The organism is Neptuniibacter sp. QD48_11, from assembly GCF_047778095.1.
Classification (GTDB): domain Bacteria; phylum Pseudomonadota; class Gammaproteobacteria; order Pseudomonadales; family Balneatricaceae; genus Neptuniibacter.
This window is the reverse complement of sequence record NZ_CP180551.1, coordinates 2786962-2803191: the sequence shown is the minus strand read 5'-3', so window position 1 is coordinate 2803191 and position 16230 is coordinate 2786962. Positions and strand designations below refer to the sequence as shown.

At 44.3% G+C, this 16230-nt stretch carries 11 protein-coding genes, 2 tRNA genes, 1 rRNA gene and 2 riboswitches; of the genes, 11 read left to right on the top strand and 3 right to left on the bottom strand.

Annotated features, from left to right (window positions below):
- Positions 1 to 255 precede the first annotated feature (255 nt).
- Positions 256 to 347, top strand: a riboswitch (TPP riboswitch).
- A 55-nt stretch (positions 348 to 402) separates the two neighbouring features.
- From thiD to ACMXYU_RS13035, 4 genes are all read left to right on the top strand, one after another.
- Positions 403 to 1218, top strand: a complete 816-nt coding sequence (gene thiD / locus ACMXYU_RS13050) for a bifunctional hydroxymethylpyrimidine kinase/phosphomethylpyrimidine kinase (RefSeq protein ID WP_415899022.1) — start codon at positions 403 to 405, stop codon at positions 1216 to 1218.
- 43 nt (positions 1219 to 1261) lie between these two features.
- Positions 1262 to 3154: a phosphomethylpyrimidine synthase ThiC gene (gene thiC, locus ACMXYU_RS13045; protein ID WP_415885555.1), complete on the top strand. Its 1893-nt coding sequence runs from the start codon at positions 1262 to 1264 to the stop codon at positions 3152 to 3154.
- Positions 3155 to 3214: 60 nt separating this feature from the next.
- Positions 3215 to 3448 (top strand): hypothetical protein, encoded by a 234-nt coding sequence (locus tag ACMXYU_RS13040; protein ID WP_415896839.1) that lies wholly within the window; start codon positions 3215 to 3217, stop codon positions 3446 to 3448.
- Positions 3449 to 3719: 271 nt separating this feature from the next.
- A complete protein-coding gene (locus ACMXYU_RS13035; protein WP_415899021.1) occupies positions 3720 to 6389 on the top strand; it encodes an EAL domain-containing protein in 2670 nt (889 codons plus the stop codon).
- A 14-nt stretch (positions 6390 to 6403) separates the two neighbouring features.
- Here ACMXYU_RS13035 and ACMXYU_RS13030 read toward each other — a convergent pair whose 3' ends face one another.
- Together ACMXYU_RS13030 and ACMXYU_RS13025 are read right to left on the bottom strand one after the other, a co-directional pair.
- Positions 6404 to 6889, bottom strand: a complete 486-nt coding sequence (locus tag ACMXYU_RS13030; RefSeq protein WP_415899020.1) for a MarR family winged helix-turn-helix transcriptional regulator — start codon at positions 6887 to 6889, stop codon at positions 6404 to 6406.
- Positions 6890 to 7115: 226 nt separating this feature from the next.
- A riboswitch (cyclic di-GMP riboswitch) is annotated at positions 7116 to 7190 on the top strand.
- An 11-nt stretch (positions 7191 to 7201) separates the two neighbouring features.
- Positions 7202 to 7462 (bottom strand): DUF5062 family protein, encoded by a 261-nt coding sequence (locus tag ACMXYU_RS13025; RefSeq protein WP_415899019.1) that lies wholly within the window; start codon positions 7460 to 7462, stop codon positions 7202 to 7204.
- A gap of 162 nt (positions 7463 to 7624) precedes the next feature.
- Between ACMXYU_RS13025 and ACMXYU_RS13020 the strand changes: the two genes are divergently transcribed.
- Entirely contained in the window at positions 7625 to 8254 is a 630-nt protein-coding gene (locus ACMXYU_RS13020) for an MBL fold metallo-hydrolase (protein WP_415899018.1), read from the top strand.
- 18 nt (positions 8255 to 8272) lie between these two features.
- Here ACMXYU_RS13020 and pfkA read toward each other — a convergent pair whose 3' ends face one another.
- Complete coding sequence (gene pfkA / locus ACMXYU_RS13015) at positions 8273 to 9280, bottom strand: 6-phosphofructokinase (RefSeq protein WP_415899017.1); 1008 nt, start codon at positions 9278 to 9280, stop codon at positions 8273 to 8275.
- A gap of 371 nt (positions 9281 to 9651) precedes the next feature.
- Here pfkA and ACMXYU_RS13010 point away from each other — a divergent pair, with 371 nt between their 5' ends.
- The 6 genes from ACMXYU_RS13010 to ACMXYU_RS12985 all read left to right on the top strand — a co-directional run bounded on the left by ACMXYU_RS13010 (position 9652) and on the right by ACMXYU_RS12985 (position 16145).
- A complete protein-coding gene (locus ACMXYU_RS13010) occupies positions 9652 to 10632 on the top strand; it encodes a TAXI family TRAP transporter solute-binding subunit (protein WP_415893493.1) in 981 nt (326 codons plus the stop codon).
- A gap of 162 nt (positions 10633 to 10794) precedes the next feature.
- The gene (locus ACMXYU_RS13005; RefSeq protein ID WP_415901125.1) at positions 10795 to 13329 is read left to right on the top strand and encodes a TRAP transporter permease; all 2535 of its coding nucleotides are present in this window, start codon (positions 10795 to 10797) and stop codon (positions 13327 to 13329) included.
- A gap of 3 nt (positions 13330 to 13332) precedes the next feature.
- A complete protein-coding gene (locus ACMXYU_RS13000; RefSeq protein ID WP_415899016.1) occupies positions 13333 to 13758 on the top strand; it encodes a universal stress protein in 426 nt (141 codons plus the stop codon).
- Positions 13759 to 14361: 603 nt separating this feature from the next.
- Positions 14362 to 15901: ribosomal RNA gene (locus ACMXYU_RS12995) — 16S ribosomal RNA — on the top strand.
- Between the two features lie 68 nt (positions 15902 to 15969).
- Positions 15970 to 16046, top strand: a tRNA-Ile gene (locus ACMXYU_RS12990).
- 23 nt (positions 16047 to 16069) lie between these two features.
- Positions 16070 to 16145 (top strand) — tRNA-Ala (locus ACMXYU_RS12985).
- Positions 16146 to 16230: the final 85 nt, after the last annotated feature.

Below are 16230 nucleotides of genomic sequence, written 5' to 3'. Positions count from 1 at the left end.
CTATGGCTTCCATAATCCTTGCGGTCTTTGTCCTAGGGCATCAATGCCATCCGTTCCGCTTATCGAGGCCTTCCTTGTATTCTTTCCATGAACAGGAGATCCATGTAACTCATTATGAACGTATATACGCTAAAAAAAATAAGAAAAATTCCTAATTTTTCTTATTTGTATATTTTTTTATCTGATTTTTGTCTAGATGAAGGAGTTTCAGGTGCTTTTCTGGACAGAATACAGGTGAGTCTTTAAACTTGGATTTTGTCTTGGTCGGGGTGCCCTTTGGGGCTGAGAGTAAACCCGTTGAACCTGATCCGGTTTGTTCCGGCGTAGGAAATCGAGATTTCATTTCTATGTATTTATGTATTTTAAATTTGGTTCATGTAGCTCCTGCTATAAGGGGTTATGATGGCTAATATTTCTTCCGCAATCCCTAATGTGCTTACTATTGCTGGGTCTGATTCCGGTGGTGGTGCAGGTATTCAAGCAGATTTAAAAACCTTCTCAGCAATAGGGGCTTACGGCACATCCGCTATTACCGTTTTAACTGCACAAAATACTCAGTCAGTTAAAAGTGTCTACCCTGTTTCGGCTGATTTTTTATTACAGCAGTTAGATGCTGTATTTGATGATATTGAAATCAATGCGGTTAAAACGGGGATGTTGGGTAATTCCGATATGGTTTTGACTGTTGCGTCGTTCTTGAAAAGTAAAAATGTTCCGCTGGTTATTGATCCCGTTATGGTATCGACTAGTGGCAGCAAACTTCTGAGCGATGATGGTATTGATAGCTTAGTAAAACATTTGATTCCGATAGCGGACATTATCACGCCTAATTTGCCTGAAGCAGCTGCAATGCTTGGCCAATCCGAACCTAAAGATCGCACGGGTATGGCTGACATGGCTGCTGAATTGCTGGGATTAGGCGCTAAGCAGGTGCTGTTGAAAGGCGGACATTTGCAGGGTAAAGAGTGCCCGGACATTTACTATGATGGGCAGGAGTTCATCGAGTTCCTTAGTCCTAGGGTAAATACGAACAACACCCATGGTACAGGGTGCACATTGGCAGCGGCTATTACCGCTTACCTAGCCAAAGGGGAGTCGCCTGCAACGGCGGTAAAACTGGCTAAAGACTATATTACATCTGCTTTGCGAGGGGCGGACAAACTGAACGTGGGTGCAGGTCATGGCCCAGTTAATCATTTTCATGCGTATTGGTCGTAGTTGTATCGACGCTGATGAAAGCAATATAAGAACAGGTTGAACGATGGTAGATAATAATTCAGAGCAAAATCAGGCATTGAGCCAGACGGCTAAGGTGGATACAGATTCTGTACAGCCGTTTCCTAAATCGCGCAAAGTTTATGTTGAAGGTTCTAGACCTGATATTCGTGTTCCAATGCGCGAAATTAGTTTAGATGACACGCCAACAGGTTTTGGTGGTGAGAAGAATGATCCACTTTATGTTTACGACACATCAGGTCCATACACTGATCCAGAAGTAGCTATCGATGTACGTAAAGGTTTACAGCCTGTTCGTGAGGCTTGGATTCTAGAGCGTGAAGATACTGAGCAGTTGGACAAGCTGACTTCTGAATATGGTCGTGTTCGTGAAGCTGACCTGCGCCTTGATGAGTTGCGTTTTGAGCTAACGCGTAAGCCGCGCCGCGCTCAAGCGGGTAAAAATGTGACGCAGTTGCATTATGCTCGTAAAGGTATTATTACTCCTGAAATGGAATATATTGCTATTCGCGAAAACATGAAGCTAGCGAAAGCAAAAGCGGAAGGTAATGTGGTTGCAGAACAGCATCCAGGTTTTAATTTTGGTGCAAACCTTCCAGAAGAGATTACGCCTGAATTCGTACGTCAGGAAGTTGCTGAAGGCCGTGCGATTATCCCTGCCAATATTAACCACCCTGAAGTTGAGCCGATGATTATCGGTCGTAACTTCTTGGTTAAAATCAACGGTAACATTGGTAACTCTGCTGTAACTTCTTCTATCGAAGAAGAGGTAGAGAAAATGACCTGGGGCACACGTTGGGGTGCAGATACCATCATGGATCTGTCCACAGGTAAGAATATTCATGAAACACGTGAGTGGATCATGCGTAACTCGCCAGTCCCAATTGGTACGGTACCAATCTATCAGGCTCTTGAAAAAGTTAATGGCGTAGCTGAAGACCTAAATTGGGAAGTTTTTAAAGATACGCTTATTGAGCAAGCTGAGCAGGGTGTGGATTACTTCACGATCCATGCGGGTGTACTACTACGCTATGTACCTATGACTGCTAAGCGTATGACTGGTATCGTATCTCGCGGTGGCTCTATCATGGCGAAGTGGTGCTTGGCGCATCACGAAGAAAACTTCCTGTACACGCACTTCCGTGAGATCTGTGAAATCTGTCAGGCATACGATGTATCTTTCTCTTTGGGAGATGGCCTGCGTCCAGGTTCTGTTTATGATGCGAACGATGAAGCGCAATTTGCAGAGCTAGAAACCTTAGGCGAACTTACTAAGATCGCTTGGGAGTATGATGTTCAGGTAATGATCGAAGGCCCAGGTCACGTACCTATGCATATGATCAAAGAGAACATGGATAAGCAGTTGAAAGAATGTCACGAAGCGCCTTTCTACACGCTGGGTCCATTGACGACCGATATTGCACCGGGTTACGACCACATTACATCAGGTATTGGTGCTGCGATGATCGGTTGGTACGGCTGTGCCATGCTATGTTATGTGACGCCTAAAGAGCATCTGGGTCTACCTAACAAGGCTGATGTAAAAGAAGGAATCATCACATATAAGATTGCTGCTCATGCTGCCGATTTAGCGAAAGGTCATCCAGGTGCTCAGATTCGTGATAATGCGATGTCTAAAGCTCGCTTCGAATTCCGTTGGGAAGACCAGTTCAACATTGGCTTGGACCCAGATACGGCGCGTGCTTACCATGATGAAACTCTGCCTAAAGAGTCTGCGAAAGTAGCGCATTTCTGTTCTATGTGCGGACCTAAATTCTGTTCTATGAAAATCTCGCAAGAGGTTCGTGAGCTGGATGATGAGGAAGTAGCAGCAATTAATGCGAAAGCTGATCAAGGGATGCAGGAGAAATCAGCTGAATTTAAAGAAACAGGCGCTGAGATCTATCATAAGGTCTAGCCACTGAGTTTATAAAAAAGCCGCTCGTGCGGCTTTTTTTGTATATTAGAGGAATCACTGATGAGTGATGAACTACTTAAATATCTGCTGGTGGGATTATTAGTACTGTTTGCTTTTATTCCTGTTACCTTGAATGCGATTCGCCGATCCCGCGAAAACCCACCGCCCATGGCAGCGAATGATCGTAAACTTTACCGATTATGGCGTTCGGACCCAGAAGCATATCAGCGCCAATATGGTAAGTTAGACGAAGAGTATGCAAAGGCGCAGGAAGAGAAAAAATCTAAAAAATAGAATTGATGTCAATTCTTATCAAGTTAGGTGAAAAGCAGGTTTGTAATGCCTAATTTGACCTATATCGCACGGCCTAAAATTTTGATGCTGATTTTCTTGATGTATATCAACAATTGCAGGCCGTTCTCCCTAAATATCCTATAGCGTATACGTTTTCTAGTGGTTAGCATTTATCCCGTTTACCATTAATAATGTGATTTCGCTCTATGTTTAATCGTTTTACGCATTTTGGGGTAAAGAATGCAAACTGTCTGGTCGGTTCTTTTGACTGATGAATGACGGTATTTTTATTCCACTGATCAATAACGTTGCTCTGTTGCTAGCGATGGGTGCGTTGTATGATATTTTTTCTTTTGAACACAAGCGGTTATCTGTTCTTAAGAAAGTTATCAGTGGAATTCTAATAGGTGTAATCGGGATCGCAATTATGTCGATGCCGCTATCCATTGTTAGTGGTGTGTTGATTGATGCGCGTTCCATTCTCCTCTCTGTAACCGGCTTATTTTTCGGTTTTATCCCCACAGTTATCGCTGTAGCGATTACGGTTGCTTTTCGATTGTTCGAAGGTGGACAAGGCATCTTTGCAGGATTTCTCATTATTGTCAGTTCTTCAGGCCTAGGGTTGTTGTGCCACTATTGGCGGGTGAACCTAAATGAGAGTAGGGCGGTCGCTTGGTGGCAGTTGTATTTATTGGGTGTAGTTGTCCACATCGTGATGTTGTTTTCTCTGCTGGTTCTTCCGTTTTCGACGGTGGATCTGTTACTGAGTGAGTTAGCATTACCTATTATGCTGATGTTCCCTATAGTGACGGTGCTGCTCGGGATTTTATTAACGCATCAGATAGAACGCCGTAAAGCTGAGTTAGCGCTGAAACAGAGTGAATATGAAAGTGATCTTTCCCGGCAAAAATTAGAAGCAATTTTTGCGGCGATTCCTGACCTGTTATTTGAAATGGATAGTCAGGGGCGTTATTACGCCTGCCATAGTGCCCAGAAAGATGAGCTAATCGCGTCAGAGTCAGAGCTTATTGGTAAGACTGTGTTTGATGTCATGCCTTTTGCTGCTGCTACAACAGTGGTGCAAGCTTTGAATGATGCAGAAAAAAATGGTCTATCCAGAGGTCACCAAATACGCTTACCTTTAGCAAAAGGGGAAAGGGAGTTTGAGTTATCAGTGTCGTTAAAGGTAGGTGCTGGTCATGAACTACCGCATTTTATTGTGCTCTCTAGAGATGTTACTGAGCGTAAACGTGCTGAAAAAGAGCTGCATATAGCGGCAACGGCTTTTGATTCGCAAGAGGGAATGTTAATTACAGATTCCGAGTATTCCATTCTTAGGGTTAATAGCGCCTTTACACGTGTTACTGGCTACGAACCTGATGAGGTGATAGGCAAAAAACCTTCGATATTACAGTCAGGGCAGCATTCGGCTTCATTTTACAAAGATATGATGGGGCAGTTACACGAAGAAAAGTACTGGCAGGGCGAAATTTGGAATAAGCGTAAATCAGGGGAAATTTATCCACAGTATCTGACGATAACCGCTGTACAAGGGGATGCAGGAGAAATTACCAACTACGTTGGAGCGTTTACGGATATCACTCAGAGAAAAAGAGATGAAGCAAACATCCATAAATTGGCTTTTTATGATGTGCTTACGGGGCTGCCTAATCGGCGTTCATTGCAAGAGCGTTTAAGTAGTGCCATTCATTCTTGCCGGATAACAGATCAATTGGGGGCTGTTCTCTTTATTGATCTAGATAATTTTAAAAATTTGAATGACACTCAAGGCCATGATCAAGGCGATCTGCTGTTGATCGAAGTAGCAAACAGGCTGAATAACTGTGTTCGTAATGCCGATATGGTCGCTCGTTTGGGCGGTGATGAATTTATTATCGTATTGGAAAACTTGGGTATAGAAGAAAGCATCGCTTTAGCTCAAGTTGGTGGGATTGTGGATAAGTTAATTGTAGCGATACAGCAACAAGTCTCTCTCGATAGTATTCAATACCACACTGCATGTAGTGTTGGTATAACACTGTTTGATAGCGACGATGTGGTAGACAGTGTGATGAAACGTTCTGATATGGCGATGTATCAGGCGAAAGAGTCAGGTAAAAATACCTATAGATTTTATGATCCAGAAGCTGAAAAGGCGCTCTGTAGTATGGCGGCGTTGGAGTCAGATCTTCGTAAAGCTTTATCTGAACAGCAGTTAGAGCTGCATTATCAGGCTCAGTACCATAAAGACGAATTGATTGGTGCTGAAGCATTGGTGCGTTGGCACCACCCAGAGCGAGGTTTAGTTTCACCTGCTGAGTTCATTCCTCTTGCGGAAGATACAGGCCTTATTGTACCTATCGGGGATTGGATTCTATCCCAAGCTTGTCAGCAGCTTAAGAAATGGCAAACTGATCCCAATCTGCCCACTTTGAGTCTTGCTGTGAATGTCAGTGCGCGCCAGTTTATGCAGGAGCACTTTGTTGCTGAAGTTGCTGATTGTATCCACCGCTATGGTATTCAACCTGATCTTTTGAAGTTGGAGTTAACAGAAAGCCTTGTATTACAAGACATCGAAGACACGGTTGATAAAATGCATCAGCTGCGTAAGTTGGGTATCCGTTTCTCTTTAGATGATTTTGGTACAGGGTATTCTTCACTGTTACATTTGAAACGTTTACCGCTGGATCAAATTAAAATTGATCGCTCCTTCATTCGTGATGTAATTCAAGACAAAGATGATGCAGAGATTGTCCAAGCAATAATCGCCATGGGTCATAATCTTGGATTAAATGTTATAGCGGAAGGTGTTGAAACTGAGGCGCAGTGTATGTTCCTAGCGGAACATAATTGTACAGATTACCAGGGTTACTTCTTTGGTAAACCGTTGCCTGTGGATGAATTTGAAACTGCCAGCTCTAAAAAGCCCTTAGCAAGTTAAACCTGCAATAGGGTTTAATAAGAGTTCATCTGCTGATCCCAGAAGCGTTCCAGTTGTCGCAGGTTAGACCTCAATGTAGACATATCGTTTTCTTCCATTAAGCGCTCTGCACTGATCTCTTCCAATTGTTGATCAAACAGCTCTGCAATCAGGTTGTGGACAGCTAAGCCTTTTTGACTGAGCTTTATACGGACTGAACGTAGGTCGTGTTCTGAACGTTCTTGCTTGATATAACCGTTGCCGACCATTTTCTTTAAGTTATATGAAACATTAGAGCCTAGATAATAGCCTCGTGTTCTTAACTCGCTGGCTGTCATTTCTCGATCAGCGATGTTATGCAGTAGGAGAGCTTGAACGCTATTTATATCGGTATAGCCTAACGCTTCAAGGCGATATTTAAGAATATCAAGGATTCTACGGTGTAACCGTTCGATCAGTCTCAAGCAATCTAGGAAATCCGTTTTATTGTTTGAACTTAGTTCTGATTGTTGTGAACTCATTGAATTGTAAGCCTTGATATCAATATTCGTATTTTAAATAGTAATCCTGAATCTGTCGTAATAGCAAAGAAAAAGCACATTAATGAGCGTTTGTTTGCGCATAATTTCAAATACGTATTTAGTAATTACAAATAATGCTGCTACTATTACAGTCAGGCTCAATGAGATCTGGACTAACCTTTTGGTTTTTTTGGATTGTTGAGTTGTTTCCAGCGAATAGATCCTCTCTCGATAAAGGCAAACCAGAAGCAATTCTGGGACGCAAAGTCACAGATCCCACGTGGATGGCTGGGCTATCGAAAGAGAGATTTTTTATTTCTTCAGCGGATGATTCTCCGGTAACTGCCTTTCTACCCATAAAGCTAATTTATGTTTCATGTTGGGCTCAGAGACTTGATCCTTTGCTAAGGCTTGAATAAGTCCGTCATTCACTAGTAAGCGATAAATTGCTTTAATTTTGCTTGAAGCACTATCAGTGGCTTCAAAGTGGCCTGCACCGCGCTTTTCAAAGTAGATAGCACCTATCTTAAGGGCTTCTTTTACTAGCTCTGCTTCATGCTTATGTTTTTTCATGGCTTCTTCCCAAAGTCCTTGTAGATAAATATCTACTAACTTTGAATCTAAATTTCTAAAAAGACAAGCGGTCGCTCTAGTGCTTTGGTGCGTAAAGCTTTGCCTTTAACTCAGGCCTGATATACTTGCGGTTTATCAGTATCTACTTCCATTGGCGATCGTATGAAATACAGAATTATTCCGGTTACTCCGTTTCAGCAGAATTGTTCCCTTATTTGGTGTGAACAAACCATGAAAGCAGCGGTGGTTGACCCAGGCGGTGATCTAGATCGAATTCTAGCTGCGGCAGAGGAAGAGGGTGTTGAATTAGAGAAAATTCTTTTGACTCATGCGCACATCGATCATGCTGGTGGAACGGCTGAATTAGCTGCATCCAAAAAATTACCAATCGAGGGGCCTCATAAAGGCGACCGATTTTGGATTGAAGGTATGGCACAGCAGTGCAATATGTTTAACTTTCCGCCTTGTGAAACCTTTACTCCGGATCGCTGGTTAGATGATGGTGATACTGTTCAGGTAGGTGAATCAACGCTAAACGTTATTCACTGCCCAGGTCATACGCCAGGTCACGTTGTGTTTCATCATGTAGAAGATCAGATGGCGCTGGTGGGGGATGTTCTTTTCAATGGTTCTATTGGTCGTACCGACTTTCCTCAGGGAAATCACCAAGAATTGATCGATTCAATTAAGTTGAAGCTGTTCCCGCTAGGTCAGTCGATCGAGTTTATTCCAGGGCATGGACCGGGCTCAACCTTTGGTCGAGAGATGCAAAGCAACCCGTATGTTCGATAGGCTTGATAGCCTGATTTATTATTTGTGCAGCAGTTGCACATGCTCAAATAGTTGAGCGTCTAGTTGTTTCTTTTTGTCGATAATATGTTGTAACGGAGTCTCATTGATGGCTCCGTTTTTTATGCCAATCATTACATCGTTATAACCACCGCAAAGATAATCTACAGCCGCAGCTCCTAGACAGGATGCAAGTACTCGGTCATGCCCTGTAGGGCGGCCGCCTCTTTGTATGTGACCCAAAATACAGACCTTAGGTTGCTGGCCATGCTGCTCTAATTGTTTAGCTAAATTGTATGTAAGGCCCGGGGTAGGTCCCTCCGCTACAACAATAATCCCGCTTGATCCTTTGCCTTGTGCGCGGTTGTTGGCAAGCTGAAATGAGATAGCGTCTACTTTAACTTCATACTCAGGAATAACGACCAACTCTGCACCACAGGCTATCCCTACATGGGTAGCTATAAAGCCGGAGTTTCGGCCCATGACCTCTACTAAAAACAAGCTCTCGTGAGATAGGGCTGTATCACGGATTTTGTCTATAGCATCGAGAGCAGTGTTAACGGCTGTGTCAAAACCAATTGTGTCATCAGTGCCGTAGATATCGTTATCTATAGTGCCAGGCAGACCAATCACACGAATCGAGCTTTCCGAGGCTAGCATGTGAGCCCCAGTTAAAGAGCCATCACCGCCAATTACGACTAGGCTATCAATACCTTTTTTGAGCAAAACCTCGGCTGCCTGATGCCTAACCGCTGGATCAAGAAAAGCTAGGCAGCGATCACTTTTGAGTAATGTCCCCCCTCGTTGGACAATGTTGGTTACAGATGCGGAGTTCATTTCAAATAAATCTCCGATAATTAAGCCGCTGTAACCTTTGTTTACGCCATACACTTGAATGTTTTTATGCAGAGCAGAACGAACTACGCCTCGAATGGCTGGGTTCATCCCGGGTGAATCCCCTCCGCTGGTCAGCACTGCAATAGCTGTTGGTTTGTCTTCTTTAGTAAGCGTAGTTAACTCTGTGGACATAGTATCGAGCCTATTAGCTGCTTTATCGCAGTTAAGTTTAGCGTACTTCCTAAGAGCTCAGATTGTATCTGGATGCAGACTAGTTGATTTTTTATCAAAGATGAGTGGTCTATCTATGTGATTGCAGGGATATCCACTTTTTTCTATTGGTCTAACAGAATAATCAGTTGAAGTTGTCTCTAAGTATTAGTTCGTATTGATGAAGTGTTCCTAGGCATGTTATCTATCATCAGCCTTTACTTGGTTTGTTGTTTTACCGTCTCTGTTTTTTTTGAAACATACGAGTGGTGATACTAGTATCAAGAGAGATGGGTTTAAAAAGAGCTCGAAGCAAAGCTCGAATTATAAAAATATAATAGATGGAGTTTGTTATGGTATTTCGTAAGACGGTTACCTCTAGTTTGTTAGCGATGGGTGTTGGTTTAGCTGCCATGGGTGGTTCGACTGCAGCATCAGCACAAGAATTTATCACTATCGGCACAGGCGGTGTAACCGGCGTTTATTACCCTACAGGTGGTTCAATTTGCCGATTGGTGAATAAAAACCGTAAGGATCACGGTATCCGCTGCTCTGTGGAGTCTACAGGCGGTTCTGTTTACAACTTGAATACTATCCGCGCCGGCGAATTGGATATGGGTGTAGCTCAGTCTGATTGGCAGTTCCATGCTTATAATGGCACTAGCAAATTTAAAGATACAGGTGCTAACAAAGATCTACGCGCAGTTTTCTCTGTACACCCTGAGCCTTTCACTGTTGTCGCTCGTGCTGATTCTGGTATTAAAAACTTTGATGACCTTAAAGGTAAGCGTGTAAATATCGGCAACCCAGGTTCTGGTCAGCGCGGTACTATCGAAGTGCTGATGGAAGCTAAAGGCTGGACGATGGATGATTTCGCTTTAACTTCTGAACTTAAAGCGTCTGAGCAAGCTAGTGCTCTATGTGACAATAAAATCGATGCAATGGTTTATGTAGTAGGACATCCAAGTGGTGCAATCAAAGAAGCGACAACTTCTTGTGACAGTACGCTTGTAAATGTGGATGGTGCAGCAGTTCAAAAACTGATCAGCGATAACAGCTACTATCGTACAGCAACTGTTCCAGCAGGTATGTATCGCGGTAATGATGCTGATACGCAAACGTTCGGTGTTGGTGCAACGTTTGTATCTTCCGCAAAAGTGCCAGAAAAAGTGGTTTACGAGGTAGTTAAGGCTGTCTTTGAAAACTTCGATACTTTCCGCAAACTACATCCAGCTTTTGCTAACCTGAAGAAAGAGCAGATGGTTAAAGATGGTTTGTCTGCGCCTCTGCATCCTGGTGCAATTAAGTACTACAAAGAAGCAGGTCTTCTATAAGAGTTGGCTTGATAGGCAACGGGGACTTAATGTCCCCGTTTTGCTTTACGGCTTTTGCTCAGGCTTGGCTCTACAAAACTATTATAAGCTGTTTCAAACGGTGATTGTGTGACGGATAATCAGAACAGTTCTTCGGCTAGCATTTCCCAAGAAGTACAGGAGATGGTTGCTCAGGCAGATTCTGGGGCGCGTGCTCCAGAAGGGCTTCCTGGTAAATTGCTATGGGGTGTAGCGCTTTGCTGGGCTCTTTTTCAGCTTTGGTATGCTTCGCCTCTACCTTTTATGCTCGATTTTGGTGTATTCAATGATACTCAGGCTCGAGCCATTCATCTTAGCTTTGCAGTCTTTTTGGCATATACCGCATTTCCAGCATTTAAACGATCTTCTAGATCGGTTGTGCCATGGCATGATTGGATTTTTGCTGGAGTAGCAGCGTTTGCCGCTAGTTACTTAGTCATATTTCACGCGGAGCTAGCTGGACGGGCGGGTGCACCAATAACAATGGATATTGTTGTTGCCGTCAGCGGTATGATTTTGTTGTTGGAGGCGACAAGAAGGGCGTTAGGGCCACCATTGATGGTCGTGGCTGGCATTTTCATGCTGTATACCTTTGCTGGACCTTATATGCCGGATGTAATTTCGCATAAAGGTGCAAGTTTAAATAAGGCTATGTCGCATCAATGGCTAACCTCCGAAGGTGTATTTGGGGTAGCGCTTGGGGTATCGACAGGTTTTGTATTTCTGTTTGTCTTATTTGGTGCTTTGCTGGATAAAGCGGGCGCTGGTAATTATTTCACCCAAGTGTCCTTTTCACTATTAGGGCATATGCGCGGCGGTCCTGCGAAAGCTGCTGTTGTTTCCTCCGGCTTGAGTGGGTTGGTATCAGGCTCATCTATAGCCAATGTAGTAACTACAGGTACTTTTACTATCCCGCTGATGAAACGTGTAGGTTTTCCAGGGTATAAAGCAGGTGCGGTTGAGGTTGCTGCTTCAACCAATGGTCAGTTAACACCACCAATTATGGGTGCGGCAGCATTCTTGATGGTGGAGTTTGTTGGTATTTCTTATATCGAAGTAATTCAGCATGCAATCCTACCCGCGCTGATTTCTTATATCGCTTTGATCTACATTGTTCATTTAGAAGCGGTAAAGGCTGGAATGAAAGGCTTACCGACTCGAAATCATGCCTCGTTGGCACAAAAGCTGTCAGTGTGGGCAATGATTATCGTGGGTGTATGTGTCATTTCATTGACCGTGTATCACGGATTAGGTTGGACTAAGAGTTACATGGGGAATTGGTCATATCTAATTGCTGGTCTTGTGATTCTTATAGCTTATATTGGGCTCGTGCGATATGCGGCTAAGTTTCCTGATCTGCATATGGACGATCCGAATTCTGAAGTTGTAATGCTGCCAGAAGTAGGGCCTACAGTTAAATCAGGTTTGTACTATCTCCTACCCGTTGTTGTGCTGGTTTGGTGTTTAACGGTTGAACGATTTTCGCCAGGTTTGTCTGCTTTCTGGGCAACGGTGTTTATGATCTTCATTGTGTTAACCCATAAGCCAATCAAAACCTATTTCAGAGAGCCACTCGCTTGGAGTAGCCAGATAGTGCATGGCGTCGAAGATCTATTGAATGGTCTTGTTGGCGGCGCAAGAAATATGATTGGAATCGGTGTGGCAACTGCTGCAGCGGGTATTGTTGTAGGTACAGTCACTTTGACAGGCCTAGGGCAAATGATGACTGAGTTTGTGGAGTTTATCTCAGGCGGTAGTATCTTTTTGATGCTGTTGTTTACAGCGATTATCAGTTTGATATTAGGTATGGGTTTACCAACTACAGCAAACTACATCGTAGTGTCATCGTTAATGGCTCCAGTTATTGTCACGCTTGGTGCTGAAAATGGCTTGATCGTGCCCTTAATTGCTGTTCATTTGTTTGTTTTTTACTTTGGTATTCTCGCGGATGATACACCACCCGTTGGCTTAGCGGCGTTTGCAGGTGCCGCTATAGCGCAATCAGACCCTATTAAGACGGGTGTTCAAGGTTTTACCTATGATATTCGTACAGCGGTATTGCCGTTTATGTTTATCTTCAATACTGAATTGATATTGATAGGTATCGAAGGGCCAATGCACCTTCTGCTTACTATCTTTGGCGCATTAGTGGCAATGTTAGTGTTTGCAGCGGCGACACAAGGATACTGGATAGTGAAAACTCGTTGGTATGAAACCGTTCTGTTATTAGCTATCGCGTTCTTGATGTTTAGGCCCGGAGCAATATGGGATGAAATTTATCCTGCTATTGAGCAAGTATCCCCAACCAAGCTAGAGCAAGTCGCAGAAGGTATGCCAAATGGTAGACCGATAAGAATGATTGTGGCCGGTGAAACGATTGATGGTGATTTTGTGAATAAAACGGTTGAGTTACCGCTAGCCAATGAAGGCACAGGCGCTGAGAAAATAGAAGCTGCAGGACTAATGTTAAGGGAAGAGGGTGAGCGTGTAATTGTCGACCTCGTTACCTTTGATTCAGATGCTCAGAAAGTAGGCTTGGATTTAGATTGGGAGATCAAAACACTTGAGGTAGAGGCCGATCGACCACCGAAACAGCTAGTGTGGATTCCAGTGTTGCTACTACTAATAGCAATGGGATGGATGCAAAACAGACGCCGTAAGGCAGAACAGGGTTGCTAAACAATGTTTAAAAAAATATTGGTACCACTAGACCTTCAAGACGGGAAAGCTGTTGAGCAAACGTTACAGACTGTAAAAGAATACATAGATGAAAGTGTCGAGCTTCATCTGATGACTATTCTATCTGGCTATCAAATGCCAATGGTGGCGTCATACTTTCCTAAAGGTGCAGTTGAGAAAGCATTGGAGGCTATGCGTGAAGAGCTGCAAACAATCGGTGCAAAAGCTTTAGATGACAGAGGCTTTGAAGTTGATGTTAGAGAGGGTAAAGCGCACATAGAGATTGTTAGGCGTGCTAAAGAAATAGGGGCAGATCTAATTATCATGAGTGCACAAAAGCACGGAACTGTTGAAAAGGTAATGCTGGGTTCTGTTACTGCAAAGGTAACGGAGAGAGCAAAATGCTCTGTTCTAGTATTAAAAGGCTAAATTAAGATCTAAGTAAAAGGCGTTGAGGTAAAACTCAGCGCTTTTTTGTATCTATTGACTACTATTTATACTCCGTTGATTGATGCTTGATCGATTTGCGGTGATTTGTAAGTTTTTTCAACTTTTTGCACTTTTTTTAAGATTGGGTGTTGACCCTTTTTCAGATGTCTGTAGAATTCGCCGTCCTTGCTTAGGGAGGCCGCTTTTAAAGGGGCTGCAGAGCTGAGTGAGGTGCTTAGTAAGTGATTGAAAACATTGGTTTTTAAGATTTCTTACGGAGCAGGATTCAAAGTCCGGTTGCTGAGTAAAAGCTTTTTACAAAATTGCAAAATAAACGGTTGACTTTGAATGAGCGCACAGTAGAATATGCGCCTCGCTTGAGACGAAACGCTGAGTCAGCGGAGAGTCAAAAAAGCAACGCTCTTTAACAATTTGATCAGATAATTCGTGTGGGCGCTTGTTGAGAAGAAGCAAACTTTTTCTAGACAAGCAACCAAGTGAATTCATTTAAAGCGATTTACAAAGGTTTAACGTTCTTAAGAATGTTATCCGGTTGTTTAGTACTAGAGCCCGTTACCACATTCCTGGTAACACAAATGATTTAAACTGAAGAGTTTGATCATGGCTCAGATTGAACGCTGGCGGCAGGCCTAACACATGCAAGTCGAACGGTAACATGACTAGCTTGCTAGTTGATGACGAGTGGCGGACGGGTGAGTAACGCGTAGGAATCTACCCAGTAGCGGGGGATAAGCCAGAGAAATTTGGTCTAATACCGCATACGCCCTACGGGGGAAAGCAGGGGATCTTCGGACCTTGCACTATTGGATGAGCCTGCGTGAGATTAGCTAGTTGGTGAGGTAATGGCTCACCAAGGCGACGATCTCTAGCTGGTCTGAGAGGATGATCAGCCACACTGGAACTGAGACACGGTCCAGACTCCTACGGGAGGCAGCAGTGGGGAATATTGCACAATGGGCGCAAGCCTGATGCAGCCATGCCGCGTGTGTGAAGAAGGCCCTAGGGTTGTAAAGCACTTTCAGCAGTGAGGAAAGGTTAGTAGTTAATACCTGCTAGCTGTGACGTTAACTGCAGAAGAAGCACCGGCTAACTCCGTGCCAGCAGCCGCGGTAATACGGAGGGTGCGAGCGTTAATCGGAATTACTGGGCGTAAAGCGCGCGTAGGTGGATTGGTCAGTCAGATGTGAAAGCCCAGGGCTCAACCTTGGAACTGCACCTGATACTGCCAATCTAGAGTACGGTAGAGGGTAGTGGAATTTCCTGTGTAGCGGTGAAATGCGTAGATATAGGAAGGAACACCAGTGGCGAAGGCGACTACCTGGACCGATACTGACACTGAGGTGCGAAAGCGTGGGGAGCAAACAGGATTAGATACCCTGGTAGTCCACGCCGTAAACGATGTCTACTAGCCGTTGGGAGACTTGATCTTTTAGTGGCGCAGCTAACGCGATAAGTAGACCGCCTGGGGAGTACGGCCGCAAGGTTAAAACTCAAATGAATTGACGGGGGCCCGCACAAGCGGTGGAGCATGTGGTTTAATTCGACGCAACGCGAAGAACCTTACCAACTCTTGACATCCAGAGAAGTTACTAGAGATAGTTTCGTGCCTTCGGGAACTCTGAGACAGGTGCTGCATGGCTGTCGTCAGCTCGTGTTGTGAAATGTTGGGTTAAGTCCCGTAACGAGCGCAACCCTTGTCCTTATTTGCCAGCACTTCGGGTGGGAACTCTAAGGAGACTGCCGGTGACAAACCGGAGGAAGGTGGGGACGACGTCAAGTCATCATGGCCCTTACGAGTTGGGCTACACACGTGCTACAATGGCCGGTACAGAGGGCCGCGAACCTGCGAGGGTAAGCTAATCTCAGAAAACCGGTCGTAGTCCGGATTGGAGTCTGCAACTCGACTCCATGAAGTCGGAATCGCTAGTAATCGCGAATCAGAATGTCGCGGTGAATACGTTCCCGGGCCTTGTACACACCGCCCGTCACACCATGGGAGTGGATTGCACCAGAAGTAGCTAGCTTAACCTTCGGGAGGGCGGTTACCACGGTGTGGTTCATGACTGGGGTGAAGTCGTAACAAGGTAGCCCTAGGGGAACCTGGGGCTGGATCACCTCCTTAAACGAAAGCCGATTCTCGGCAAGCGTTCACACGAATTATCTGATCAGAGAAGTTAAGAGCAACGGTGTAGGCTTGTAGCTCAGCTGGTTAGAGCGCACCCCTGATAAGGGTGAGGTCGGTGGTTCAAGTCCACTCAGGCCTACCAATAATAGCCTTACTGTTTTCTTTGGGGCTATAGCTCAGCTGGGAGAGCGCCTGCTTTGCACGCAGGAGGTCTGCGGTTCGATCCCGCATAGCTCCACCATCATCCTAAGGATGAGAAGGAAGAGTTTTAAAACATATTGTCGGTTAAGACATTATCTTTTAAAGCTTTTTTGCTTTAAACGCTC